26 protein-coding genes are annotated in these 25,277 nt (G+C 52.4%); 13 read left to right on the top strand and 13 right to left on the bottom strand.

What is annotated here, in order from left to right; translation table 11 throughout:
* Window positions 1-187: 187 nt before the first annotated feature.
* The 6 genes from JOD69_RS11225 to JOD69_RS11200 all read left to right on the top strand — a co-directional run bounded on the left by JOD69_RS11225 (window position 188) and on the right by JOD69_RS11200 (window position 5,117).
* Window positions 188-313: a lipoprotein gene (locus JOD69_RS11225; protein WP_086134769.1), complete on the top strand. Its 126-nt coding sequence runs from the start codon at window positions 188-190 to the stop codon at window positions 311-313.
* Window positions 313-1,560 carry a diaminopimelate decarboxylase gene (gene lysA / locus JOD69_RS11220; protein WP_077732570.1) on the top strand — a complete coding sequence of 416 codons (1,248 nt, stop codon included), beginning with the start codon at window positions 313-315 and terminating at the stop codon, window positions 1,558-1,560. Before JOD69_RS11225 ends, lysA begins: the two co-directional genes overlap by 1 nt.
* Window positions 1,560-2,390: a diaminopimelate epimerase gene (dapF, locus tag JOD69_RS11215; RefSeq protein WP_086134768.1), complete on the top strand. Its 831-nt coding sequence runs from the start codon at window positions 1,560-1,562 to the stop codon at window positions 2,388-2,390. Before lysA ends, dapF begins: the two co-directional genes overlap by 1 nt.
* Window positions 2,387-3,100 (top strand): DUF484 family protein, encoded by a 714-nt coding sequence (locus tag JOD69_RS11210; RefSeq protein ID WP_077732568.1) that lies wholly within the window; start codon window positions 2,387-2,389, stop codon window positions 3,098-3,100. The genes dapF and JOD69_RS11210 overlap by 4 nt, the downstream gene beginning before the upstream one ends.
* 5 nt (window positions 3,101-3,105) lie before the next feature.
* A complete protein-coding gene (xerC, locus tag JOD69_RS11205) occupies window positions 3,106-4,029 on the top strand; it encodes a tyrosine recombinase XerC (protein ID WP_086134767.1) in 924 nt (307 codons plus the stop codon).
* A gap of 107 nt (window positions 4,030-4,136) precedes the next feature.
* On the top strand, window positions 4,137-5,117 hold the full coding sequence (locus JOD69_RS11200; protein ID WP_348529957.1) for a DUF2333 family protein: 981 nt from the start codon (window positions 4,137-4,139) through the stop codon (window positions 5,115-5,117).
* A gap of 138 nt (window positions 5,118-5,255) precedes the next feature.
* On the opposite strand, the gene rsgA is transcribed toward JOD69_RS11200, so the two are convergent.
* Window positions 5,256-6,203, bottom strand: coding sequence for a ribosome small subunit-dependent GTPase A (gene rsgA, locus JOD69_RS11195; protein WP_086134766.1), 948 nt, complete (start codon window positions 6,201-6,203; stop codon window positions 5,256-5,258).
* Window positions 6,204-6,211: 8 nt separating this feature from the next.
* Complete coding sequence (locus tag JOD69_RS11190; protein ID WP_348529955.1) at window positions 6,212-7,429, bottom strand: M48 family metallopeptidase; 1,218 nt, start codon at window positions 7,427-7,429, stop codon at window positions 6,212-6,214.
* A 199-nt stretch (window positions 7,430-7,628) separates the two neighbouring features.
* On the opposite strand from JOD69_RS11190, the gene orn reads away from it, so the two are divergent.
* Complete coding sequence (gene orn / locus JOD69_RS11185) at window positions 7,629-8,174, top strand: oligoribonuclease (protein ID WP_086134764.1); 546 nt, start codon at window positions 7,629-7,631, stop codon at window positions 8,172-8,174.
* A 52-nt stretch (window positions 8,175-8,226) separates the two neighbouring features.
* Here the strand turns inward: orn and JOD69_RS11180 are convergent, their stop codons facing one another.
* Together JOD69_RS11180 and JOD69_RS11175 are read right to left on the bottom strand one after the other, a co-directional pair.
* Entirely contained in the window at window positions 8,227-9,000 is a 774-nt protein-coding gene (locus tag JOD69_RS11180) for a response regulator (protein ID WP_086134763.1), read from the bottom strand.
* A gap of 161 nt (window positions 9,001-9,161) precedes the next feature.
* Window positions 9,162-9,455: a zinc ribbon domain-containing protein gene (locus tag JOD69_RS11175; RefSeq protein ID WP_077732561.1), complete on the bottom strand. Its 294-nt coding sequence runs from the start codon at window positions 9,453-9,455 to the stop codon at window positions 9,162-9,164.
* A 417-nt stretch (window positions 9,456-9,872) separates the two neighbouring features.
* Between JOD69_RS11175 and JOD69_RS11170 the strand changes: the two genes are divergently transcribed.
* From JOD69_RS11170 to JOD69_RS11150, 5 genes are all read left to right on the top strand, one after another.
* Window positions 9,873-10,196 carry a hypothetical protein gene (locus JOD69_RS11170; RefSeq protein WP_077732560.1) on the top strand — a complete coding sequence of 108 codons (324 nt, stop codon included), beginning with the start codon at window positions 9,873-9,875 and terminating at the stop codon, window positions 10,194-10,196.
* Window positions 10,197-10,226: 30 nt separating this feature from the next.
* Window positions 10,227-11,072 carry a DUF692 domain-containing protein gene (locus JOD69_RS11165; RefSeq protein ID WP_086134762.1) on the top strand — a complete coding sequence of 282 codons (846 nt, stop codon included), beginning with the start codon at window positions 10,227-10,229 and terminating at the stop codon, window positions 11,070-11,072.
* Window positions 11,065-11,829, top strand: coding sequence for a putative DNA-binding domain-containing protein (locus tag JOD69_RS11160; RefSeq protein ID WP_086134761.1), 765 nt, complete (start codon window positions 11,065-11,067; stop codon window positions 11,827-11,829). The genes JOD69_RS11165 and JOD69_RS11160 overlap by 8 nt, the downstream gene beginning before the upstream one ends.
* 325 nt (window positions 11,830-12,154) lie before the next feature.
* Entirely contained in the window at window positions 12,155-12,481 is a 327-nt protein-coding gene (locus JOD69_RS11155; protein ID WP_086134760.1) for a hypothetical protein, read from the top strand.
* A 376-nt stretch (window positions 12,482-12,857) separates the two neighbouring features.
* On the top strand, window positions 12,858-13,685 hold the full coding sequence (locus tag JOD69_RS11150) for a hypothetical protein (protein WP_139841114.1): 828 nt from the start codon (window positions 12,858-12,860) through the stop codon (window positions 13,683-13,685).
* A 337-nt stretch (window positions 13,686-14,022) separates the two neighbouring features.
* On the opposite strand, the gene JOD69_RS11145 is transcribed toward JOD69_RS11150, so the two are convergent.
* The 3 genes from JOD69_RS11145 to JOD69_RS11135 all read right to left on the bottom strand — a co-directional run bounded on the left by JOD69_RS11145 (window position 14,023) and on the right by JOD69_RS11135 (window position 17,016).
* A complete protein-coding gene (locus tag JOD69_RS11145; RefSeq protein ID WP_156881191.1) occupies window positions 14,023-14,187 on the bottom strand; it encodes a hypothetical protein in 165 nt (54 codons plus the stop codon).
* Between the two features lie 240 nt (window positions 14,188-14,427).
* Entirely contained in the window at window positions 14,428-15,519 is a 1,092-nt protein-coding gene (ychF, locus tag JOD69_RS11140) for a redox-regulated ATPase YchF (protein ID WP_077732554.1), read from the bottom strand.
* Window positions 15,520-15,552: 33 nt separating this feature from the next.
* The gene (locus tag JOD69_RS11135) at window positions 15,553-17,016 is read right to left on the bottom strand and encodes a mannose-1-phosphate guanylyltransferase/mannose-6-phosphate isomerase (protein ID WP_086134758.1); all 1,464 of its coding nucleotides are present in this window, start codon (window positions 17,014-17,016) and stop codon (window positions 15,553-15,555) included.
* A gap of 353 nt (window positions 17,017-17,369) precedes the next feature.
* On the opposite strand from JOD69_RS11135, the gene JOD69_RS11130 reads away from it, so the two are divergent.
* Window positions 17,370-20,132 (top strand): EAL domain-containing protein, encoded by a 2,763-nt coding sequence (locus tag JOD69_RS11130; protein WP_077732553.1) that lies wholly within the window; start codon window positions 17,370-17,372, stop codon window positions 20,130-20,132.
* Between the two features lies 1 nt (window position 20,133).
* Here the strand turns inward: JOD69_RS11130 and waaA are convergent, their stop codons facing one another.
* From waaA to JOD69_RS11100, 6 genes are all read right to left on the bottom strand, one after another.
* On the bottom strand, window positions 20,134-21,402 hold the full coding sequence (gene waaA, locus JOD69_RS11125) for a lipid IV(A) 3-deoxy-D-manno-octulosonic acid transferase (protein ID WP_077732552.1): 1,269 nt from the start codon (window positions 21,400-21,402) through the stop codon (window positions 20,134-20,136).
* 60 nt (window positions 21,403-21,462) lie between these two features.
* Entirely contained in the window at window positions 21,463-21,909 is a 447-nt protein-coding gene (gene rplI, locus JOD69_RS11120; RefSeq protein WP_077732551.1) for a 50S ribosomal protein L9, read from the bottom strand.
* Window positions 21,910-21,963: 54 nt separating this feature from the next.
* Window positions 21,964-22,707, bottom strand: a complete 744-nt coding sequence (locus JOD69_RS11115) for a hypothetical protein (RefSeq protein WP_077732550.1) — start codon at window positions 22,705-22,707, stop codon at window positions 21,964-21,966.
* Between the two features lie 199 nt (window positions 22,708-22,906).
* On the bottom strand, window positions 22,907-23,134 hold the full coding sequence (rpsR, locus tag JOD69_RS11110; protein ID WP_077732549.1) for a 30S ribosomal protein S18: 228 nt from the start codon (window positions 23,132-23,134) through the stop codon (window positions 22,907-22,909).
* Between the two features lie 57 nt (window positions 23,135-23,191).
* A complete protein-coding gene (gene rpsF, locus JOD69_RS11105; RefSeq protein WP_086134757.1) occupies window positions 23,192-23,602 on the bottom strand; it encodes a 30S ribosomal protein S6 in 411 nt (136 codons plus the stop codon).
* A gap of 274 nt (window positions 23,603-23,876) precedes the next feature.
* Complete coding sequence (locus tag JOD69_RS11100; RefSeq protein ID WP_086134756.1) at window positions 23,877-25,250, bottom strand: flagellar hook-length control protein FliK; 1,374 nt, start codon at window positions 25,248-25,250, stop codon at window positions 23,877-23,879.
* Between the last annotated feature and the right edge of the window lie 27 nt (window positions 25,251-25,277).

Raw genomic sequence — 25,277 nt, 5'->3', positions numbered from 1 at the left:
GACGAGTGATTGAACGGCTGGTTTCAAATTTCAGGCGTCCGCAGATTTTTCCGGAACGGACGCTTGAAGCTTCGGTCAGTCTTCCTTTGCATAAACGATATAAGGCGGTCCGTGCATTGGGCCGCCCCCATTTTTCCATTAGAATAAGCAAGATTATTGTCGACAAGACGCAGCAAACCGAAAAATCATGTCTCTTTCGTTTCGAACACTCCTCCCGCTGATTTTTTTCAGTCTCGTCCTCTCCGCTTGCGGCCAGAAAGGACCACTTTACCTACCCAGCGAAGATCCTGCTTCGAAAGAAGAACAGCGCTGATGGATTATTTCAATTATCACGACGGTACGTTGTACGCCGAGGATGTGTCCCTGCCTGCCATCGCAGAGCGTTACGGGACCCCCTGCTACGTCTATTCGCGTGCCACGATCGAACGCCACTGGCGGGCTTTCGACGACGCTTTCGCCGGTGAGCCACATTTGGTCTGCTATGCGGTGAAAGCCAATTCCAATCTGGCGGTGCTGAACGTCTTAGCGCGCCTGGGCTCGGGTTTCGATATCGTATCCGTCGGCGAATTGGAGCGGGTACTGGCGGCGGGCGGCGAGCCGGCGAAGATCGTTTTTTCCGGAGTGGGCAAGCGCGAAGATGAACTACGCCGCGCTCTGGAAGTCGGTATCCGTTGCTTCAACGTTGAAGTTCCGGGCGAACTGGATCGGTTAAATCGAATCGCCGGAGAACTCGGTGTAAAAGCTCCGATCTCGCTGCGCGTGAATCCGGACGTGGACGCTCTTACGCATCCGTACATTTCTACCGGGCTTCGGGAAAACAAATTCGGCATCGACGTCAGCGAAGCACTGCATCAATATCGGCGTGCAGCCGATATGCCGCATCTCGAAATTACCGGCATCGACTGCCACATTGGTTCTCAGCTGACGTCTGTCAGGCCCTTCCTCGATGCTCTCGATCGAGTTCTGGCGCTTGTCGATACCTTGAAAGAGCAGGGGATCAACCTCCATCACTTGGATTTAGGGGGAGGTCTAGGCATACGCTACCGCGATGAGCAGCCGCCCGAGCCTCGCGAATACGCGTCTGCGCTGTTGGGACGGCTCGCGCAAACGGATTACGAGATTCTCATCGAACCCGGCCGCGCGATTATCGGCAATGCCGGCGTTTTGCTGACCCGCGTGGAATACCTGAAATCCAATCAGGAGAAAAACTTCGCCATCGTCGATGCCGCTATGAATGACCTCATTAGACCAGCGCTCTACGATTCGTGGCAGGAAGTCGTGCCGGTCCGAACGGCAAGCAGCGTGGACAAAAAACGCTACGATATCGTCGGACCCGTTTGCGAAACCGGCGATTTTCTCGGCAAAGAGCGCGAGCTTTCGATCGCCGAGGGCGATCTGCTGGCAGTCCGTTCCGCAGGCGCGTACGGATTCAGCATGAGTTCAAATTACAATTCCCGCCCCCGGCCCGCCGAAGTCATGGTGGATGGAGGCCGGACTCACCTGATCCGAGAGCGGGAGACCACCGCGCAACTTTTTCAGGGCGAGCACGTAGTAGACTGATGGCACTGAAATTCACCAAAATGCATGGGCTAGGCAACGACTTCGTTGTTATCGATGGCGTGCGGCAGAGCGTTTCATTGACGCCGGAAAAGGTCCGTCATATTGCAGACCGACACTTTGGAATCGGCTGCGATCAGGTGTTGGTCGTTGAAGCCCCGATCAATTCAAACGCCGATTTTCGCTATCGAATCTTCAATGCGGATGGCTCCGAAGTAGCGCAATGCGGAAACGGTGCCCGCTGCTTTGCACAATTCGTTCACGATCACGGCATGTGCGACAAAAGCGAAATCGTAGTCGATACGGACGCCGGTCAATTGTGCTTGCTCCTTCGAGATAATGGACTCGTGACCGTTAACATGGGAGTTCCCAGGCATGCTCCTGCCGAAATCCCGCTGGACATTCCGGATGAGGCCGTTCTTTATGAGGTGATGGTGGGTGGAAACCCGCGGCTGTTCGGCGCTGTATCGATGGGCAATCCGCACGCCGTGCTCAAGGTCGGTGATGTAGATCGTGCGCCGGTCGAAACCGTAGGACCGCTATTGGAAAACCATCCGATTTTTCCGCAACGCGCAAACATCGGCTTTGTCCAGATCATCAACCGACATCACATTAGGCTCCGAGTTTTTGAGCGCGGTTCCGGAGAAACCTTGGCTTGCGGCAGTGGAGCTTGCGCCGCAACAGTTGTTGGCATAGAGCAGGGAGATTTGAGCAGTCCGGTGCAAGTTGATCTCCCTGGCGGGTCCCTTAATATAACTTGGGAAGGACGGGGGAGGCCGGTGTTCATGACTGGACCGGCCGTTCGCGTGTTCGAGGGCGAAATCGAATTATGAGCTTGATTACTCCAAAGGCGCCAAAGCGTCATAAAGAAACGACTATCTCCGCTGACGAAGTGGAGGCCTATTTGCGCCAACATCCCGATTTTTTTTACGATCAATTGGATTTGCTGGAAATGCTGAAGGTGCCGCATCCCTGCGGGGAGGCAGTTTCCCTGGTGGCGCGCCAAATTTCGCTATTGCGGGACAGCAATCGGCAACTTCAATCACAGTTGAACGATATCTTGCAAATCGCCCGCGATAACGATGCCTTGCATCAGCGGATTCATCAATTGACGCTGACGTTACTCGATGCTGCGACTCTAGACGACACTTTAGGCAGTCTGACGTGGTGCCTGCACGAGTATTTTCAAGCCGACTTCGTCACGGTAAAAATTGTGCAGCCATCCATCGAAAGCCCAATCGCCGGCCTTTACGTGCCCTCCGACGACGTTGGGCTAGTTCTTTTCGCATCGGTCTTGGAGACTGGAAAACCCTACTGCGGAAAGCCGGACCCGGTTCATGCCAAATACATGTTCGGCAACAACGCCTCCGGCGTGCTCTCATACGCACTGATACCCCTGCAACATGCAGGACTTAAGGGATTGCTCGCTATCGGCAGCCGTGACGCAAGCCGATTCCAAACCGGTATGGGACTACATTTTCTCGGGCAGTTGGGGGAGGTCGTTTCCGCCCGACTGGCATCTTTGCTTAGCGAAGCGACGTAATCTTGATGCAAAAAGACGCGGAACAGCAGGTTACCGATTTTCTCGATGTTCTGCGATTTCAGCAGCGGGTATCCCCACATACTTTGGCCAATTATTCACGCGACCTAGTGCAGCTAAAGCGATACTGCGACGTTCATGGCATACCGTGCTGGGACGCTTTAATCCCTCGGCATGTTCGGGACCATATCGCTTCCCGTCATATCGAGGGGCTGAGCAGCCGGAGCCTTCAACGAGAACTGTCGGCGATCCGCAGCTTCCTCAATTTTTTGGTGAAACGACGCCAAGTTCCGGACAACGTCGCACGCGGAATACGTCCTCCCAAATCGCCGCGGAAACTGCCGGCGCTATTGGATGCCGATCAAATGACGGGGCTCTTGGAAGGTGAGCAAGATGACGAACTGGAGATTCGCGATGTGGCCATGTGGGAGCTTTTCTACTCCTCGGGCCTACGATTGAGCGAACTGGTTTCGCTCGAAATTCAAGATCTGGATTTGAACGCTGGATCCATGCTGGTTAGGCACGGTAAGGGACAGAAGTCTCGCATCCTACCGGTCGGTCAATGCGCTTGCCAAGCCATCGAGCGCTGGCTGGTCTTGCGATCTCGCTACGCGCACGCCGGAGAGAAGGCGTTGTTCGTCAGCAAGAGAGGGAACCGAATCGCCGGTCGAACGGTTCAGTTGCGCCTTGAACGCTGGCAACGCAAGCTGGGCTTGCCTGAACACGTGCATCCGCACATGCTCAGACATTCGTTCGCGAGCCACATACTGGAGTCCAGCGGAGACTTGCGGGCCGTGCAGGAATTACTTGGACATGCCAATCTCAGTACCACGCAGATATACACCCATCTCGATTTTCAGCATTTGGCGGCCGTATACGATCAGTCACATCCTCGTGCGAAAAGGCGGCGTCCGGGTTCTTCTGTGACTTAAGCAGAACCTTTACGCTATAATGGTTTGATTCGGGGAACCGCTAAAGGGCTTTATTCATGTCAGTGCCAGAACAAACCGAAAGTCGGCCGGAATCACTCGGTTCGCGAATTAAGGGAGTATTCACCCCCAAAACGACGACCGAAAAAGGGCTCATTTGGGTAATCGGTGCGTTAGCGGTTGTGGTCGTGCTGATTTTCGTCGCCGTTTCATGGTACTGGAGTAAAGAACCCAGTAAGTTCGACGTACTCGAAATAGCCGCAAGGCACGGGAATGTCAAGAATCCAAAAGAATTGCCTCTCGGATACACGTATGCCTCCGCTCTTGTGCAAATCGGGGACACGTTGCTAAGGAAACCGGGCGGTCTTTTGGTTAACGACGTCTTTCCACCCGGGGTTTTGTTGGACAACATTCCTTCCTGGGAGTACGGCGCTCTTACGGCGTTGCGCGACGCGACCACGGCACTCCGTAACCATATCGCACGGGCTCAAACCCAGTCACGAGAAGATCCGGATCTGGCAAGAGCCGAGCCTTTTTTCTATTTCGATCACAAATCGTGGCAGCTGCCTTCATCCGAGTCGGAATACGAAAAAGGAATCGAGGCACTTGAAAGTTACCGCTTGCGTTTGATGAAACGTGACGCGAACTTTTATTCCCGTGCCGACAATCTGCGCCAATATTTAGAGGTGTTGGAAAAACGGTTGGGTAGCCTTTCCAACCGTTTAAGTGCCAGTGCGGGCGACACCAGGCAAGTCAGTGCCGATGAGCGTCGTACCGTCGTCACCAGGACGCCTTGGCTGATTATCGACGACGTTTTCTTCGAAGCACGCGGCTATACTTGGGCGGCGATGCATATTCTCAAAGCCATCGAGTTCGATTTCAGGGACATTCTCGGCAATAAAACCGCTTCGGTGACGCTGCAGCAAATTACTCATGAACTCGAGGATGGCCAAGCCACATATTTGAGCCCGGTCATTCTAAACGGTGGCGGTTTTGGCTTATTCGCCAATTATTCACTCACTTTGGCTAACTACATTGCTAGAGCCAACGCCGCGACTATCGACTTGCGCAGTCTCCTCCAGCAAGGATAATTGTCGTTTTGGACTCGGTCACGCTTCCACGCGGCACAGTAAAGGCCTTGCGGCTAATCGATCGACGATACCCCTCAAAAAATGCCTGAACATCCGAACGCGTAAGAGCCCCAAGTTACAGGCAGTTTTCGACTTCCGCTATGGTCTTTGCGATGGCGGAAGCTTTTCAATGAGCTTTAGATAGCGCTCATAGCGAGCATAGGGCAGGGCGCCGGTCTCCGCTGCTTCCCGCACGGCGCAGCCTTTATCATTGATATGCCTGCAATCGTTGAACCGGCAACGGGGTATCCACGGACGAAACTCCCGAAAGCCCGATGCCAGGTCACGAATGCTCATTTCAGCCAGACCGAAGACCGAGACTCCCGGACTATCGATGAGGTCTCCCCCATCTGGAAGATGGTAAAGGGTTGCCGTGGTCGTCGTGTGCCGACCCAAACTCGTCTTTTCCGAAAGCGTTCGTGTCTGGAGTTGCCTATCCGGTAATAGCGCATTCGTGAGCGATGATTTGCCTACGCCCGATTGTCCGACCAGCATGCTGCATTGTCCGATAAGCTCTTTTCGCAACTCGGAGAGCCTTTCGCCGGTCCTGACGCTGACTAGAAAGGAGTCATAGCCGATTCCGTGATAATCAGCCAATAAGCCTTCCCCCACCGCCTGGCTCGGGAGTAGGTCGACTTTATTGAAGATAATTGCTGCGCGGAGATCTCGGCGCTCGCAAGCGGCCAGATATTGATCGACCAATAACCAATCGGGTTCCGGTTCGGCGGCAACGACCACGAAAACCCGATCGAGATTGGCGGCCACCGGACGTATGGTTTCGTTATGGCCAGGGCGGGTCAGTACGTTTCGGCGGGGTAGAATTTCCACAACCCGCCCTAGATTCCCTTCGCTCGGCTCCCACAACACACGATCTCCCACTGTGGCGAAGCCCAAGCGCCTCCGGGTGTGGCAAAGGATTATGTCACCCGGTGATCCTTCGACGGCCAAGCCTTGGCCTAGGTGAGCGATCACGAGCCCCTCACGGAACGGAGAGCCCGGAGCAGCAGATTTTGACGTAACGGTTCTGCTATTCCGCCCTCTATTCATCTGCAGTCTTATGAAGACTTGGCCGACAAGTTAGCGATACGAATCGACGCGGGGGGATGGCTGTAATGGAAGGCAGAATACAAGGGGTCCGGCGTCAAGGTACTGGCGTTGTCGCGATAGAGCTTGACGAGGGCATTGATGAGATAGATCGGCCTGGTGTAATAAGCCGCGAAGTCGTCTGCTTCGAACTCATGGCGTCGTTGAAAATAAGCGATGATCGGTTGCAAAAACGTGGCGAATACCGGTGCGATCAGCATAAATAGAAGAAGCGCAAGAGCATTCGATTGGCTGCTTACCCCAAGGCCACTGTAAAACCAGTCCTGTCCACTTAGCCACCCCAGCAGGGCGAAGCCGGTAAGTGTAATCAGCGCGCTCGCAACAAGCATTTTCAATACGTGCTTACGCCGAAAATGGCCTAACTCGTGAGCCAATACCGCCTCCAACTCATCATGATTTAGAGAATTGATCAGGGTGTCGAAGAAAACGATACGCTTGCTGTCTCCAATTCCAGTGAAATAGGCGTTTCCATGCCCGGACCGACGTGAGCCGTCCATTACAAAGATACCCTTGCTTTGAAAGCCGCACCGGTCCAGCAAAGTTTCGATGCGCTTTTTCAGCGTCTCATCTTCGAGCGGCGTGAACTTGTTAAACAAAGGTGCGATGAAAGTAGGAAAGGCCCAACTCATCAGAATGGAAAACCCCATCACGATCGACCACGCCAAGAGCCACCAATAATTTCCCACGCTCTGCATGATCCACAGTATCAAAGCGAGCAAAGGTCCGCCGATAGCCAAACTTAACCCGGTTTGGAGCAATAGATCGGTGATGAACTGTTTGGGCGTATTGCGGTTAAAGCCGTAGCGCTCCTCGATCACGAAAGTTTGATAGAGGCTTATGGGCAGCTCGAACAGGTTGATCAAAAGCATCGTTGAGAGAATCACGGCGATCCCCGTAACGAGGGGGGACAACTCGAAGCCTGCCCAAAATCGATTCACGACGTCGATGCCGCCACCGACTGTAAACAGCAACAAGATCACCAAGCCGACTATTCGATCGACGTTTGCCAAGCGCGCTTTATCTATCGTGTAATCTGCCGCTTTCCGATGCGCCTCTAGCGAAATGGTGTCTTTGAACGCGTTGGGAACCGCATCCCTATGAGTGCGGACGTAAGCCAACTGCCGATGCGACAGCCACCACTCGATAGCAAAGGCAAGGGCGAGCGTCACGAGAAATAGGACAGTGAACATGTTCATCGGATTAGGGGCTTGGTTTCTCTATATCGGCTTTACAGCTTAGCCTTTGGTAAAATCCCTGACAAGATTTCTCGGTTAATGACTCCCTTAGCTCGCCGTTTTCATGCGAAGCTTAGAGCATAACTGCGATGAGCCCCATCATCATCATTCCCTCCATAATAAAGGAACGTTCATGGCGCAAGATTCACAAAACCTCATCTGGGTAGACTTGGAGATGACCGGCCTCGACACTCAAACTGACCATATTATCGAGATTGCGACGGTGGTGACCGACAAAGATTTGAATGTTTTGGCTGAGGGGCCGGTATTGGCGATTTTTCAAAGCGATGGAGCGCTTGCTCGCATGGACGATTGGAACAAGAAACACCATGGGGAATCCGGATTAATCGATCGGGTCCGGGAGAGCCGCACGGCCGAATCGGATGCCGAAAAGCTTACGCTCTCATTTCTGCAACAGTGGGTACCCGCCGGAGCATCGCCGATGTGCGGCAACAGTATCTGTCAGGACCGGCGGTTCCTCGCACGATGGATGCCGGAATTGGAAGCTTATTTCCATTATCGTAATCTCGATGTATCGACTCTGAAGGAGTTGGCGGGGCGCTGGGCACCACATCTCAAAGAAGGATTTAGAAAAAAGAATTCGCATCGGGCTCTCGACGATATTTTGGAATCGATTGCAGAACTCCAATACTACCGGAAATACCTCTTTAAGCTTTGAGGCATATTCCCCGCCGTTGGATTTACAAATGCTTGTGCCGAGAAAAATCTCTTCACGAATTATTCAATGCACCTACGAGACCCATTTTCTTTGAGAGAAACGCTCCGATCTCGCATTCCATTGCCCGGAGATACTCGCGAAGGGTGTCACGCGACGGTGATGCCACCAGAGCGGTTTCTAATTCGCTAGCTGCCTTTCTGATGCCAAACAAACCACAGAAGCTCGCTGATCCGTTGATCTTGTGGGTAATTTCTCTGGCTTGACGGTAATTATCATCACAGAGTGCTTTTTCCACGTCGGCTAGCTGTTCAGGCAGTTCTTGAGCCAGTCTAAGCATTAGTTTTTCGGCTAGTGCCCGGTTACCACCGGTTTTTTCGATGATCGCATCGAGATAAAGATCATACGAATCGGCAGAGGGTAGGGTGGTGCGAGGTGATGGGCCTGCACTGACGCCCAGCCAGGTGTCGATGACTTTCAAAAGCTGGTCTTCCAAGATGGGTTTGATCAGACAGTCGCAAAATCCAGCTTCGAGAATCTCCTTTCGCTGTTGAGGAAGCGCATGGGCGGTAACTGCGATTATCGGCGTATTTCGATTAAAAAACTCAGCGTCCATCCGAATGGCTTGTATTACGTCGAAGCCACTTACTCCCGGCATGCGCAGATCGAGAAAAATCAAGTCGAAATAGTGTGTCCGGATTTTCTCGACTGCCTTGATGCCGCTGCCTGCTTCGATGACATGCGCGCCCAAATCGGAAAGCTGCGTTGTCAGGAGAATGCGGTTGATCTCATTATCATCGACAACCAGGAAGTTCTTTTGGCGGAACACCCCAAGGCCCTTCGCGTAGATTTATGACAGGATAATCAAAGCAGGGTTCAAGAATAAGTTAGCCGGTCGAATGAGTTCTGGCAGACGGATCGAAAATCGATGTATTGAATTAAAAGCGCCGAGATAATCTGGCGAAATTATTTTCGCGGCTTACCGAACACCTACAAACCGAGAATGATCGCGACCATAAGGAGGGTCATGAAAACGCCTATAGTCGTGAGAATCGCCCCTTGAACCTTCTTCGCCTCATCCATCAGGCCCATTATCCCAAAGACGAGGCCAACCGGAGGCACAAACAAGGTGGCAACAATCAAACCGCTCATCATCAAGAGATTCCAAGGCTCGCCTGCCACGGTTTTGCCTTCGACGTCTCCGACGCTGTCGACCGGATGGCCACACCCCGTACAAACCACTGCTTTGTCTTTAATCTCTTTTCCGCAATGTTGACAATACATACATGCCCCAGAACTTGTCTTTATGTCTACCTGTCAGAAAGCGCCTTTAACTTCTTTAAGGCGTCTGCTTTATCGAGAATTATGGAATCGAGAGAATAGCTCAATGCTCAGTTGCTGACCATATCATTCCGGCCACAGTTCCCTTTATTACTTCGAGATTTTCATCAGCAACTGAGAAACGTGATGGCCAATTGGCACCGTCAGCTTAGGAAAAAGGCGGCGGTTCAGGGCTGATAGAGTGCACAATTTTCGCTTATTGTGTGAGAATAACGGACTTAACAAAGTCTGACACGGAGATATCGTCCCGGCACGTGCCGTCCTGGAGAATGACCTGCCGCTTTGTTGAATCCTGATGTCTAACAGTTTGGCGCGCGTGGCGCTCGACAATTCGAAATCGATTGAGAGGAATAAGAGGCAATGAGCAAAAGAGTATTAAAAACCGTAATGGGAGCCGCTGTCGTAACATCCTTGTCCGCTGTCGCTAATGCGTCCGAAAACCCATTTGGAATTAAAGACTTGGATAGTGGCTATCTGCAGGTGGCAGAGGCCGGCAAGGAGCAAAAAGAAATGGTATGCGGCGAGGGGAAATGCGGCGGGCAAATGATGAAATCCCAGGAAATGAATTGCGGCGCCATGAAAAAACAAAGCCAGGAGCAGGAGAAAAAAGCAATGGAAGGCAAATGTGCAGGTATGAAAACGGATCAAGCGCAGCCTCCCAGCACGGAAACGAAACCACAATAAGCGACTTCGTGTTGCCACCCTCCGGGGAACATGAAGAATTTCGCCATCCAAGGCGCCGGGCTCGGTCTTAGGCGGGCCTTCATTGGCCCGCTTACCGAGCATCCGCCGGAATCGGTCGATTTTTACGAAATCGCACCGGAAAATTGGATGAGAATAGGGGGGAAGCTCGGAAAACAGCTACGAACCTTAACCGAGCGGTTTCCCTTCGTCTGTCACGGATTATCCCTGTCGCTGGGTGGTCCTGCGCCGCTTGACGAAGAATTTCTCACCGAGCTCAAGACTTTCCTCGACCGGCATCATATTCGCCTGTACAGCGAACATCTGAGTTACTGTGGAGATGACGGCCATCTGTACGACCTCATGCCGATTCCATTTACGGAAGAAGCGGTCAAATACACAGCTGAGCGCATCATCAGAACTCAAGAGATTCTCGAGCGGCGGATAGCGATCGAAAACATTTCCTATTACGCCGCACCGGGCAAAGAGCTCGAAGAAATCGATTTCCTCAACGCGGTGCTTGAAGAAGCTGACTGCGACCTGCTGCTCGACATCAATAATATTTATGTCAACAGCGTTAACCACGGCTACGATGCGGAAGCGTTTTTGAGCGCGATACCGGCGCATCGTATCGCCTATGCCCATGTAGCGGGGCACTACGTCGAGGCGGTTGATTTTCTGGTCGACACCCACGGCGCGACCGTTATAGACCCGGTTTGGCGATTGCTGAGCATGGCTTATGAGAAATTCGGCGTGTTTCCGACTCTTTTAGAGCGGGATTTCAACATTCCTGCTTTATCCGAACTTCTTTCTGAAGTTCAACGGATTCGAGCGCTTCAGACGGCTGCATCGTCGCAACCTGTTCGGCGTTATGGCTAACGAGATCGCTCCATTCCAACAGATACAATATGCGTTTGCCGCATATATTCGTGAACCACATCAAAATCCACCTCCGTGCGGACCCGCGCCGGAACGGATGAAGGTTTACCGAGAACTGTTCTTCAACAACATCGAGAACTTTCTCGCAACTGGTTTTCCGGTGCTCAAGAGTATCTTGAGCAAGACTGATTGGCTTGCTTTAGTTCAGGCGTTCTATGCAAGGCATCGAAGTAAAACGCCATACTTTGCCGAAATAGCCGAAGAATTTCTGGATTATCTCCAGAATGAATACATAAGCCGCCCTAGCGATCCGCCATATTTGCTGGAACTCGCGCATTACGAGTGGACCGAGTTGGCTTTAGTCATCGCTGAAGGCGAGGTGCCACAAGGAAATATCGACTCGGCTGATGACCCGCTGGAGCAAACGTTCCACCTGTCGGAACTTGCCTGGCCTTTGGTTTACCAATTCCCCGTACACAAAATCGGCCCGGGGCAGCAGCCGAGCGAACCTCCGGACCAGCCCACTTGTCTTGTCGTGTATCGCGACCGTGCCGATACGGTGAAATTCTTGGAAATTAGCCCCGTAACGTGCCGGCTCCTGCAGATTCTTCAACAAGAAGAAGAGATGCGGGGGATCGATTGCCTCTTCAAGTTGGCAGCGGAAATCGGGCATTCAGATCCTCAAGCTTTAGCCTGCCATGGCGCTGAGATCCTGCGATCGCTTTCGGAGCGTGGCGTCATCGGGATTTGCCGATAACGAACGCCCACTCGATTTGCGGGGGAGTTCCGCGCTTCGAGCATCCAAGCTGTCCCTCTCACTAAAAAACGTTTTAACCGGCGCCTCCTCCGCTCCCGATCGGATTTTTCCTGGCATTGGAGTTTCTCCGATTTTCTTGCTGTCACAACAAGGCTTCACGCTCCGAGTTCTACTGCTCGGGCTGGATATCGGCGCATTTCGTCTCTTCCTGTCCGACGTCGCAACTGCGGTAAACGATAGGTGTTACGTAATGAAAAATATTTGAAATTAGTTGTTACGTAACTATAATAGAACTGCCTTCGCTAAATACCGTTAGTAACGAGAAATGAAAGACCAGACTGATAAGCAGCCCGTTAAAAGTGCCCCCTTGCAACGTCGACGGGGGCGTCCTGCAACTGGTCAAGCAAAAACCAATGCGCGGCGACAGGCGGAATGGCGAGCCAAGAGGCAGGCCGAATTACAGGCGTTACGTGACGAAAAAGGGAAGGGGACTGGTGGGCATGAAGTTGAGCGGATGAAAGCCGAGCTTGAATCGGTGCAGCGGGAACTGATCCAGGTTCAAAGCGAGTTGGCGGATGTAATTAAGCTGTTGAATGATGCGCGACTTGAGATTTCCAACCTGAAGTCGAATCGTTACGTAACTGAAAATTAACGGCCGATCGTTGGTTATGACGAACTTCCGTTGGCGACCAAGAATTTACTCCATGACGGGATCGATTGGCGCGCTTGGTCAGTTTCCTCTGTCGGCTCAGTTTATTCCGTATGAATCTGGTGGTAAATCATATTTTTTTATCGGGGTTTTAGTTGGAAGAGATTTGCCCCCAACGGCCCTAGCGATGCCTTCGAGATAGGGGCCGAGGAAAGCGCTGCGCACTTTCCTCGGCCCTTTAAGGGCGCACATTGAAGGTGTAGGAAAACGCTAAACTCAAAATGAACAATCAATGAGCTACAGACCCTAAAATTCGCGAAAGCAGAGTTTTTCTACAGTCTCGTTGAAGACGTTGAATAATCGAATTATCAGGAATGACATGACGAGCGAAAGCCTGCAAGTAAGAAGAAAAAAAGCCATTGCTGAATGCATTGGTCAGGTGACGTTGCAGTGGGCCCACCTCGAATTTCTTATTGACGCGTTAGTTGCTTATTTCCACACCTTTTTTCATGGAAAGATCATAGAAAAGTACAGGCCTCGCGCATTTGGACGGAAAGCAGCATACCTGCGCGCGAGTTTCACGCGACTAGAAACTATGCAGTGGGCCTCCCCGTATCTCCCTGTCCTAGAGCAGTTAGAATCTGCCGCGAAATTTCGTAATTGGTTCATTCACGGTCATTTAACGGAGGCCAATGACGATCAAACAATTAAGTTTGTCCGTCACTCATTCGACGGTTCTCCATTTGGGCTGGAGACCAAGACCTTCAAGTATGACGAAATTTACGACTTGGCCAAAAATGTTCACCATCTCGCGATTGGAATGAAAGGCCTACTGGAAATGGTTATGGATTTCATAGACAAACATATCGATAAGGATCTAGCAGTCAACACAGACACAGACTCATCAGATGTAACGGTTCAACTCGTGGGCGTCTCCGCCAAGGCTGAGGTTGGTCGTGTCGCCGCAAAAGGGGTTTCGCGCATTGGGAAGAGAGGGCGAGGCAAATATGATCACGAGGCACTTCGTGGCCAGGAATTTAGCGAAGCAGGACATCTAATGGAAAAGGAACGAATTATTGACCGCAAGAATGATTATTACAAAGAGCTGGTAATTAATACCGATACGGGCGAGGTTGTTCTAGCTGTTGAGCAACCATTATCTGAACATATAGGCCATGGTTCCGCAAAACATAAGAAGCAAACCTAACACGGCGTTTGTTCGGTAACTTGAGGATGTAAGCCTCAGCTGCTTTGGTCCGAGTTTGGGAAGTTCGGGTCAGTAGTAATAACCCGGACTTAGTGCTATGGGTGGCACTCTTGGCCTAAATTGGGCGTTTCGGTGTTGGAAACCAGTTCCCGGCCTTCGTTGAGCCAACGCCGCCAGCGCTGGCGACGGTTCCAACGATCTAAATCGGTGGCTCGGCGTCCTTCCAGTTCGCTTTCGAGGTACGGATAGGCCCGGTCATGCCGGGCGTGATGAAGGCCCGTCCTGGGCCGATGATGCGGTCCTCCGCGATGTAACAGCCTTCCCAATCCTTACCGATTCAGCCGAGATCCTGGGCTATCAGCCGAAACAGTTTGATGATCGCGACGGGTGCGCCGGATCGTTCCCAGTTCTTCACGGTCCAGACCGACACCCCCAGGAACGCGGCGGCCTTCTTGGGGCACTGGAAACCCGTCTTAGCGCGCACACAATAAAACTCGTTCATGTTGTCCTCTCGTTGTTATTGTTTGAAGGACGAATGACCGTAACCAGCGGAACCGCCGGTGTAAGTGACGGATTACCATTAAGCTAATTACGCATAATGTATATTATGTTAAATCAGAAGCCACGGGCTAAATACATAGTGTTGAAAGCGGCTCCCATTTCTGAACCGCTTCCAACAAACAGATCGATCGACACTGCTATCGCGTGCCTCGATGACTAATGCCGTTTACTAAATTAAGACTCAAACGTTGAAGCGGAAATGAACTACATCACCATCGTGCATGACGTAGTCCTTTCCCTCGAGGCGCCACTTTCCAGCATCTTTGGCGCCTTGTTCGCCTCGATGGCCGATGAAGTCATCGTATGCAATGACTTCGGCGCGAATGAAGCCGCGTTCGAAATCCGTGTGAATTACACCCGCAGCTTGGGGAGCCGTCGCTCCGATCGGGATGGTCCAAGCCCGTACCTCCTTAACTCCGGCCGTAAAGTAAGTCGCCAGGTTGAGCAGTCGATACGCGGCTCTAATGACACGGTTCAAGCCCGGTTCTTCCAATCCCATTTCCTTTAAAAAGTCTCCTTTCTCATCATCTTCCAGTTGCGCTATTTCAGCTTCGAAAGCTGCACAAACCGGCACGACCACAGCCCCCTCCTTTTCTGCGAAGGCGCGTACTTGGTCTAAGTAGGGATTATTTTCGAATCCATCCTCGCGTACATTGGCGATGTACATCGTCGGCTTCATCGTAAGAAGATGCAGGTCGCGAACAAACGCTCTGGCCTCTTCCTCCATCGGCAGAGTTCGTGCCGGTTGACCGGAATCGAGATGTTCCAGCAATTTCTCAATCAGCTGCTTCTTTGCTAAATCTTCCTTGCTTCCGGATTTCGCCGATTTCGATACACGCTGCAAAGCTTTATCGGCCGTAGCTAGATCAGCCAAAGTCAGCTCTGTGTTGATGATTTCGATATCCGAAATGGGGTCGACTTTTCCTGCCACATGCACAACATCTTCGTCTTCGAAGCAGCGGACGACATGGGCAATGGCATCGGTCTCTCGAATGTGCGCGAGGAATTGGTTTCCCAACCCCTCCCCTTTAGACGCGCCGGCTACCAGGCCTGCAATATCGACAAATTCGATGGTCGTCGGTACAACGCGCTCCGGCTTTACAATTTCGGCCAGTGCGTCCAATCGGGGATCCGGTACGGGAACCACGCCGACGTTTGGGTCGATGGTACAAAAAGGATAATTTTCCGCCGCAATGGCTGCTTTTGTCAGTGCATTAAACAAGGTGGATTTGCCGACGTTCGGCAAACCCACGATTCCGCAGTGAAGCGTCATACGTGAATAATTTATATAGAGTCTGTAGATTATTTAAGATTCGAGGCGATGGTATCGGTCTTCGAACCGAACGATATCGTCCTCGCCGAGATAACTTCCGGATTGTACTTCAATGATTTCCAAAGGAATTGTGCCCGGATTTTCAAGGCGATGCCTAATGCCGAGCGGGATATAAGTGGACTCGTTTTCGGTGAGAAGAAAGGTATCTTCACCGCGCGTCACTTGCGCCGTGCCTTTGACGACGATCCAATGTTCCGCGCGATGGTGATGCATCTGTAGCGAGAGAGTCGCGCCAGGCTTAATCGTAAGGCGTTTTACCTGATAACGAGAGCCGTTATCGATCGACTCATAATCACCCCAGGGCCTGTGAACTTTCGCGTGGAACACGTGCTCCGATCTATTGGCTTTCTTGAGATACTCCGTGATCGACTTAACATCCTGAGCTCTATCTTTGTGGGCCACTAAAACAGCATCCGTGGTTTCGATCACTACAACGTCTTCTATACCGACCGTGGCCAAAAAACGGTTCTGCGAATACAGCAACGAGTTTCTCGTATCTTTGAGAAAGACATCGCCGATCGCGACGTTGCCGGAATCATCCGCAGGCTTCACTTCGCTGAGCGCCGGCCACGATCCAAGATCCGACCAACCCGCGTCCAGCGCCAATACGACGCCTCTAGGCACCTCCTCCGCCGCGGTGTTCAGCTTTTCCATGACAGCGTAATCGATCGAGTCACTAGGACATTGTGCAAATGCGTCCTTGTCGACACGTATGAAATCACCGTCACGTTTGCTGGCCGACAATGCCGCCTTGCAAGCGTCAAAGATTGCAGGCTGGCAACGACTAATTTGGTCAAGCCAGATTCCGGCCCGCATGATAAATATCCCACTGTTCCAGAAATAGCGGCCGGACGCGAGATAATCGGCAGCCGTTTTGGCATCCGGTTTTTCCGTAAACCCATCTAGAACGAATACGCCCTGCTCAATGTCAGCCCCGCGCCGAATATAACCAAAGCCTGTTTCCGGCTTTTGAGCCACTATGCCGAACGTGACGATGTCACCTTTGGCAGCCAGTTCCACGGCTTTCGACATTCGCGCCTGAAATTCTGCGACATTTTCTACGTGATGATCGGAGGGTAATACCACCAAAACGGGATCGCACTCATCCTCTAAAGCGTACAAAGCTGCAAGAGTCACTGCCGGCGCGGTATTTTTTCCGATAGGCTCAAGAAGAATAGCGCTTCGGTCCAAGCCCATCTGTCTAAGCTGCTCTGCCACGATAAACCGGTGCATTTCGTTGCAGACGACCAAGGGCGACAGTAACTCTAACTGGCCCTCCTGAGCGCCCATGCTAATGACCCGATAAATCGTTTCCTGAAAGAGACTTTTATCTCCGACAAGCGGGAGAAATTGTTTTGGGTAAGCTTCCCGTGAAAATGGCCATAATCGAGTACCGGCCCCTCCAGATAAAACCACAGCCTGAACAGATATCTTCATGAGCTTTCCGTAAAAATCGTCTGATCAGTACAAGAGTATAAACGAGGCGGCTGAATCCTAGCCATCCCAGTTGCTCACAGGTGACTTGTACTTCCATTCGTCACGAAAGAGCGAGGCGGCAAACGATTGATTATCATTACATGGGTTATACTGAAAAAAGGTTATCCGGATAAACGCCTAAGCCCGTTCTCTCAATTCAGTTCAAAATCTTGGCACTTCGAAAAATTTTCAACGGACCCGAATTCGGTAGTACTGCCAGACCGAAATCATATCCGGCGCGTCTTTCGGCTGGGCAGGCTCGGGCTAGTTCCAAACCACGATCACCCTTCCTGAGCCTCTTTTGGAAAGGTTTTTTGTTTCTCAGCATCATGATCGTCGGAATTGGCAGCGCCTTCGCCATTCTGAATTATTTCTATCTCGAGTACCAATTTCAGGAGCAGCGCCAACTCGATAGACGTTTGCTAAGCAGACAAGTTCAAGACTTGCTGGACCGTTCGACTTCCCGTTTGCAGCAAATCGGCTCTTTGCTAGCCTCGGTCGGCGGCTTTGCTTCTGCTTTGACCGGAGAGGACTATGCGGGATTACGGCAAGCCGCTAACGTTTTCAACGATTTTCAGTACGATCTGGACATCGAGCGTCTTGCATTGTTTAAGCCGAATGCACAGCGATTCTGGCAATGGGGGGGTACTCCTGCGCCGGCGCAGGCGCCGCGTCCAGAAGAGCAAGCTACGGTTTTACAGGTATTCAAGGAAGAAAAGCCCTTGTCGTTGTTGTCGTGCGCCCAACATTGCACTCTAAACGCATACCAACCGGTTTTGTCCCAGGGACAGGTCGTTGGCGTGTTCAGTCTTACCCAATCTATCGCGCAGCTCGTAGTCGAACACCGCTCATTGACCGGTTCAGACCTGGGGATCTTGATCGCGAATGGCACGGAAGACAATGCCTACTCTATCCCTAAGTGGTCTATGAGGATAGCCGCCCTCACCCACTTGGACCTCCTCGCTCCATTTCTGAAGCAGCTGTCCGAGCGTTTACCTAATCCGGTTATGGCGAGTGAGGACATTCATACTTGGAAAGGACGCTACTATGCGATCGATGTCATGCCGTTGAAGAATCTGCTTCAAGCGGAAGGATCGGTTCTGATGATAAGCGACGTCACCGCTCAGGTGAGTCACATTAGGCGAGCTGCCCGTGACGGTATTTTGCTGAGCGGTTTGAGCCTCTTAACGGCTGAGCTGCTGTTGCTTCTATTAATGCGCCTGCCGATCCGTCAGCTTCGCCGGCTGGCCGACACCCTACCGATGTTGGCACAAGGCGCCTATAAGGAAGCTCGACAGCGGCTTGCCCATCGGGCATCCGGACTCAACGATGAAATCACGATTCTGAGTGCAACAGCATTGACTCTGTCCCACCAACTTGAGGAGCAAGCACAGGCAATAACGCACAAGACCACCGAACTGGCCGCCGAGCGCGATTTCGTTCAAGGGCTATTGGACACTGCGCAGGTCATTATCCTGACCCAAACAAGTCAAGGGCGAATTCTTACTGCTAACGACTTTGTCATACAGATTACCGGTTATAGCCAAAGCGACCTTAGCGGCAAGGATTTTCTTTCCTTAATTTTGGAAAGCAAAATCGGGGACGATTTGGAGCAGGCACTGCTCGGATTATGGAATGGGCAACGGAAACGTCTGCAGCACGAGGCGGAATTACTGTGTAAAGACGGGACGCGCCGCTTCGTGGTCTGGGTGCACACCCGGCTCCATGAAAATAACCCGGAGGGCATTGCGATTCTGTCGGTCGGTCTCGACGTTACGGATAGAGTCGAAGCGGAAAACCGTATGATTTGGCTCGCGAACCATGACCCGTTGACCGGCCTATATAATCGTCACCGTTTCCAACAGGAATTAGAGCGTCAATTTATCGAAGCGGATAGAAACAGCACGCGAGCCGCCATCCTTCTTTTTGATCTTGACCACTTCAAGGACATCAATGACACCAGCGGGCATCTCGCCGGTGACGCCCTACTTCGAAAAATCGCGCAGGAACTGAAAAATCGCGTGCGCAAGACTGATATCGCAGCGAGACTGGGAGGCGATGAGTTCGCCATTCTCATGCCTAGTCAGACCGCGGAAGGTGCATTGGCATTCGCCAATCTTCTGAATCAAAGACTCACCGAACAACCGCTCAAAATCCAGCAAAAAATCTTCCGGATTTCGGCAAGCATCGGTATCGCCATGATTCCCGAGCATGGAACCGTGATGGACGAGGTCATGGCGAATGCCGATCTCGCGATGTATCAAGCGAAAGATCGCGGTCGCGGCCGGGTCCATTTATTTTCTTATGACGATCAATCCAAGCAGCGTATCAGCGAACGGACGTTGTGGAAACAGGCCATCCAGGAAGCGCTTACGGCGCGCCGGCTCGTATTTCATTATCAACCGATTGCCGTCATCAAGGGGCGTGAAATCCGCTTTTTCGAATCATTAATACGTCTGAAACGGATTGACGGCTCATTGGTCGCGCCAGCAGAGTTTCTCGAATTCGCTCAGCTTACGGGTCTAATCAACGAAATCGACCGCTATGCCGTTGAAGCAAACATACGATTGCTAACCGAATTTGCTGAACGGGCTCCCGCGGGAGCTGTCCATGTGAATCTTTCAGGCTCCGCGTTGACCAATCGCGATTGGACGGTGGCTTTAAAATCGGCCCTAAAAAACAACGTGTTAAAGCCCGAGCAATTAATCTTCGAGATCACCGAGACGGCCGCCATCGCCGACTTCGGTACAGCAAAAGAAATCATGGAAGATCTCGCCACTCTGGGCTTCCGTTTCGCGATAGACGACTTCGGCGCGGGGTTCGCTTCTTTCTCTTATTTGAGACATCTACCGGTGAAATTCGTGAAGATCGACAAGAGTTATGTGACCAACCTAATCGATAACCCGCAGGATCGAGCCTTCGTCTCGGCTATCACGACACTTGCCCATGGGAACGATATCGAGGTGATCGCCGAAGGCGTGGAGAACGAAGCTACTCTTGTTGCGCTCGGCGAGTTGGGCGTCGATATGGCACAGGGCTATTTTATCGGGCGCCCGGCACCGCTGGCGGGCGATTGAACTAAGGATTGCTGATCAACAAACCGAGTTGTTCGACTATTCGATCCACAGCTCCCTGATTCGACGAAACGAAGCGTTTCCCATTTTCGCCGACCTCGCTACGAAGACATTCGTCAGTTAGCAGGCGCCCTGTCCAAAGGGCTAACTCTTCAACGTTCTTCACTTCGATTCCTCCGCCGCTCTCTTTGAGCTTGCAAGCGATATCGGCGAAATTAAACATGTGTGGGCCGAACAAGACCGGCACCCCTGCAATGGCCGGTTCGAGCACATTGTGGCCACCGATGGGCGCCAAGCTGCCACCGACGAAGGCAACATCGGAAGCGGCGTAAAAAACGCGCAATTCCCCCAGTGTGTCGAGCAAGAAGACGTCGATGGATTCGTCACAAGGCTCACTCTCACTCCTGAGCCGGATCCCCAGGCCCATCTTTTCACACTCCGCAACGACATCGGCGATGCGGTGGGGATGTCGTGGCGCGAGCACCAGTAACAGTTCAGGGAATTGGCTACGAAGCCTGTCGAAAGCGCTTAGAATTTGGCTTTCTTCGCCGGGGTGTGTACTACCCGCGATAAAAATCGGGCGTTTACCGAAAAGCGTGTCTCGCAGAGCTTTGGCTCGATCTTGCGCTTCGGTCGGGAGTTCCGTGTCGAATTTGATGTTGCCGGTTACGGCAACGGAATTCGGATCTGCACCGATCGCCACGTATCGTCTGGCGTCCTCCGGTGTCTGAGCGGCGATCAACCGGACGTGAGATAAACTTTCGCGCGTTAGGGAACGAAGCTTGAGGTAACCGCGCGCCGACTTTTCGGATAGGCGACCGTTAACAATGGCGAGGGGTATGTCTCGCAGTCCGCAGACGCGATATAGATTCGGCCAGATTTCCGTCTCCAACACGACCGCGAGTATCGGACTGTAATGCCGGATAAACCGATTTACGCAATCGGGTAAGTCATAAGGCAAATAAACATGCTTTGCTGTTTCGCCTAAAACATCTTTTATTCGCGCGGAACCCGTCGGTGTTGTCGCCGTAACGAGTATGGTACTTGCCGGAAAACGATCTTTAACCGCACGAATCAGAGGAAACGCGGCTTCGGCCTCGCCGACGGAAACGGCGTGGAACCAAATCACGCCGGATTCCGGCTCGGAATCATAGACGGCCAGCCTTTCGAGCCAGCGCTGGGAGTAAGTTGACTCCTTACGGGCCCGCCAGAAGAGGCGCGCAAGGATGGCTGGCGCAAGGAAATAGAACAGCGCTGAGTAGATTAGCCTCACTAGGCTAGCAGGGGGCGAGGGTCCACATGGCTTTACAGGCCATGTGGACGCGCTTCGGCTTTATTCAGGGACAATCGAGAGCGCCACACTGGCTACGACATCGCCGTGCAGCTGCACGGTGATCTCGTAATCGCCCGCTTGGCGGATAGGGCCCGACGGTAAGCGTACTTCGTGTTTCTGAATGCTCACGCCGGCGGCCGTCACTGCTTCGGCGATATCTTTTGTGCCGACGGAGCCATATAGCCGTCCTTCTTCGCCCGCTTTCTGAGCGATCTTTACGGCTAGTTTACCAATAGCCTCGGCTCGAGCTTGAGCCGCAGCCAAGTCCGCAGCGGCTTTCTTCTCGAGCTCGGCACGTCTTTTCTCGAACTCAGCCAATTTTTCGGCAGTAGCCGCGACCGCCTTGCCCTGTGGAATCAAATAATTCCGGCCATAACCGGGTCTGACGGCAACTTTGTCGCCGAGATTCCCTAGACCCGCAATCTTTTCTAAAAGAATAATTTCCATCGTCGAATGCCTCGATAGTTTTTAGCGTTCTAATAATGACAGCAATAGTTCAGCTCAGCTTGGCGATAGCCTTTCTCGCCAATCAAACCAAAGGTCGCTCAACCCGACTAATGCGATTGGCACGATAATATAAGGAATGAATAACAGCGCTACATAAGTTCCGACTAGCCAAGCTTTCCACGATTTGCTGCGGGATACCAATGCGTGAAGCACCGAAAAGCCAACCAACAGAAATAGCGCGAAAAGCGGAAGGCTCAAATTCAAAGCGAGCTCCGCCATTCCTCCATTCGCCGTAACAGCGACTATCAGCGCCCCTATCCCGGAATAGGGAAATGCCGCGTGCATACGGAGTTCTATGAATTCTGAACGGAATCCGCCCGGATTAAAAAGCGCTGATTGCCACCATCGGGCGATCAATAAACCCAGCATCAGGCTAATCACCAGGCTAGCGGACACGATCCCGGTCATGTAACGTGCGGCCACCGCCGAGAAGTCGTTCCAGAGCTGATCCGCATCCAAGTCCGGAGAAGCGCCATCCATCAACGGTTTGAAAAACCGTTCCAAACCTTCCATCCAAATGGACGAAGGATCCGGATGAAGCCAATAGACCGCGGTCACCATGAGAATGCCCATGATCGACACAAATCCCAAAGCGGTCGATAGCTTGCCCGATTCTCGGAGAATCGCTGCTGTTAGCCACATCGGAACCCAAAGGAGAAGCCCGTAACCAACCGCATCGGCCATGCTGCCGATAAGAGCCCCGCCTAGAGCACCCAAAACCACGATGGATGCCGCCATTATAAGGCCACCCTCGTATACGCCTTTTCGCAGTGTGGGGAGGCCTACGGCTGCCGCAGCTAATAGGCTAAGAAACGGAACGACCCAAGATACGAGAGCCAGGGTGCAGGCCGCAAATACGGCTTGCACCCTTCCTCTCATGATAAAAGCGGCCAACGTGCGCATAATCAGGCCGCGCTTCCGCCGGAACTAAACTCACTTATTTGTGGGCGTCGGTATACGGCAACAGCGCCAAAAAACGAGCCCGCTTGATAGCAGTGGCGAGTTGCCTTTGGTATTTTCCCTTTGTTCCCGTAATCCGACTCGGGACGATTTTGCCTGTCTCCGAGATATATTCCCTCAGTACGTCGAGATCTTTGTAATCGATCTCTTTAACGCCCTCGGCGGTAAATCTGCAATATTTCTTACGCTTGAATTGGCGAACCATAGAAGACCTATTTCTTGATTAAGGTTGTCGTACGCGACCTGAAACTGGCTTGCAGCCTCAGGTATCCGATGAAGCCTCGGCTTCGTCGCCACCCTCTTCGTCGGCGTTCGCGGCGACTTCTTCGCCTCGTTCCGCTTCGGGTTCGGACTGGCCGGCTTTTGCCATCGGCGAGGGTTCGGTTACCGGCTCTTCACGACGAACCGTCAAGCTGCGCAAAACGGCATCATTAAAGCGGAACCCGCTCTCCAGTTCATCAAGGGTCTGCTGGTCGCATTCGATGTTCATCAACACATAGTGTGCTTTATGAACCTTATTGATGGGATAGGCCAATTGGCGACGCCCCCAGTCTTCCAGGCGATGGATTTTTCCATCACTGGACTCGATCATGGTGCGATAACGATCCAGCATGGCGGGGACTTGCGCGCTTTGGTCCGGATGAACCATAAAAACGATCTCATAATGTCGCATGTATGCTCCTTATGGGTTAAACAGCCTTCCGCACACGACGGTAAGGCAAGGAGTGGCGGCCTTTTGAGCCGCCAACCAGAACGAGCGATTGTAATGCGATCGCCGTGAGCTTACAAGTCAATGAATTGCTGTGAGAGAGAACGATAGCCGTGAATATACTTTGAATCGATCGGCATTACGGATCGGATTCTCGACATTTTTCTGAGCCGAGCCGACGTCCCCACAACCGACACTCGGCCTTCTTTGTTGCGTAACGGCAAAGGCACAATAAGATTCATGCGTATAAGTTGAGTAAGCCGTTAACCGCCGTGCCTCGATCTGAGTCTGTGGGGCCATTTTCCTCTTGAGTCGAAACATGCTCCGAAAAAGGCTGGCTCCGATCGCCAAAACTTGACTGTTGATTGAAATCGAAGGGCTGCCCTCTTTCATCGGACAATCCCGACGGAGCCGTTACATTGATGTCGGCCAGCGCAATCTCCTGAGCGCCGAGCATTTCGCGTAGCTTGGGTACAGCGGCCTCGATGGCCTCCCGAACTGAAGCGTGATGGGTCGCGAAATGGACCGTCGCTTGGTCTTGATCGATCTGGATACGGATTTCCAGAGGTCCTAAGTGTGCAGGATTGAGCCTGATTTCGGCCGTCTGCAGACCTTTATCGGTCATCCATAGGATGCGTTCTCCCAGTCCTTCCTGCCATCCAGCTTGATTCAAAGGCTTATCCAATGCCGGTATCGAATCGTTGGCAACAACCGTGGTGAGCTGAGATGCCGAAGGAACCGCTTGTAACGGAAAACCGGTCTCGATCGAGTTTTGGACTCCCTCGGCGGGAACGGCGGTCGGCGGTGACATGTACTTGTCGAACTGCGAAAAGAGACTTTCACCGGCTCCACGCTTGGTCGAATCCTGACCGTCCGATTCAGCGGTAAGCAATTGCGCCAGGAGCGCATCCGGCTCTTCGACTCCAGATGACGCCATTCCGGATAAGCTCTTTTCTGCAGGCGTCAACCCCTTTTCTTCGCCTTGGGATTGATAGAAGAATTGCTCGCCGCGCAGCCCTACGCCAAGGTTGTCGTCCGAACGGGATTCACCATGATCGGCTAACTCGCTGGTCCGGAGCTCTTGGCTCGTATGAATGAGTTCGTCCTGCGAGGTGAATGCTTCTGCACTCTCAGAACCTAAAGATTCCGCCTGTTGAGAGGACGTCAACGGAATCCCATGGGCGGCGAGTGCCGCCAACAGCGAATCGGCCGCACGGTTTTCGTTTTCAGACTCCAGATCCTCATCAGGCGGCACGGTCTTAGGCAACGAATTGCCTTCCGCCGGCAAGCCGTTGCCGCCGGGCACTTCAGCACCCGAATAGTCTTGGAACTGCCGATCGGAAAATGCTTCGAGATTGGATACATACTGGAGAAGCTCCTGCAGCGGATCCGCGCCTGTTTCGTTCGTTTCCGCGGCGGCGATTTCAGGACTTTCTCCGGTCCCATTGGATCCTGTGTTCCCCTTCATCGCTTCAAATTGCCTGACCAGCGCCGCGAGAAAGGCGGCCGGGTCCGCTTTGCTTTCCGGCGAGGTATTGCCGACAAGCTGGACCAATTCAAGAATGGAAGTCGGCGCGGCCGACACTGAAGTAATAGAAGTATTGATGTTCATGTCATAAATTCCGAGTTCGCATGACCA

The organism is Methylocaldum sp. RMAD-M, assembly GCF_017832375.1.
GTDB lineage: Bacteria > Pseudomonadota > Gammaproteobacteria > Methylococcales > Methylococcaceae > Methylocaldum.
The sequence above is the reverse complement of the archived record's forward strand: the minus strand, read 5'-3'. Positions and strand labels throughout refer to the sequence as shown.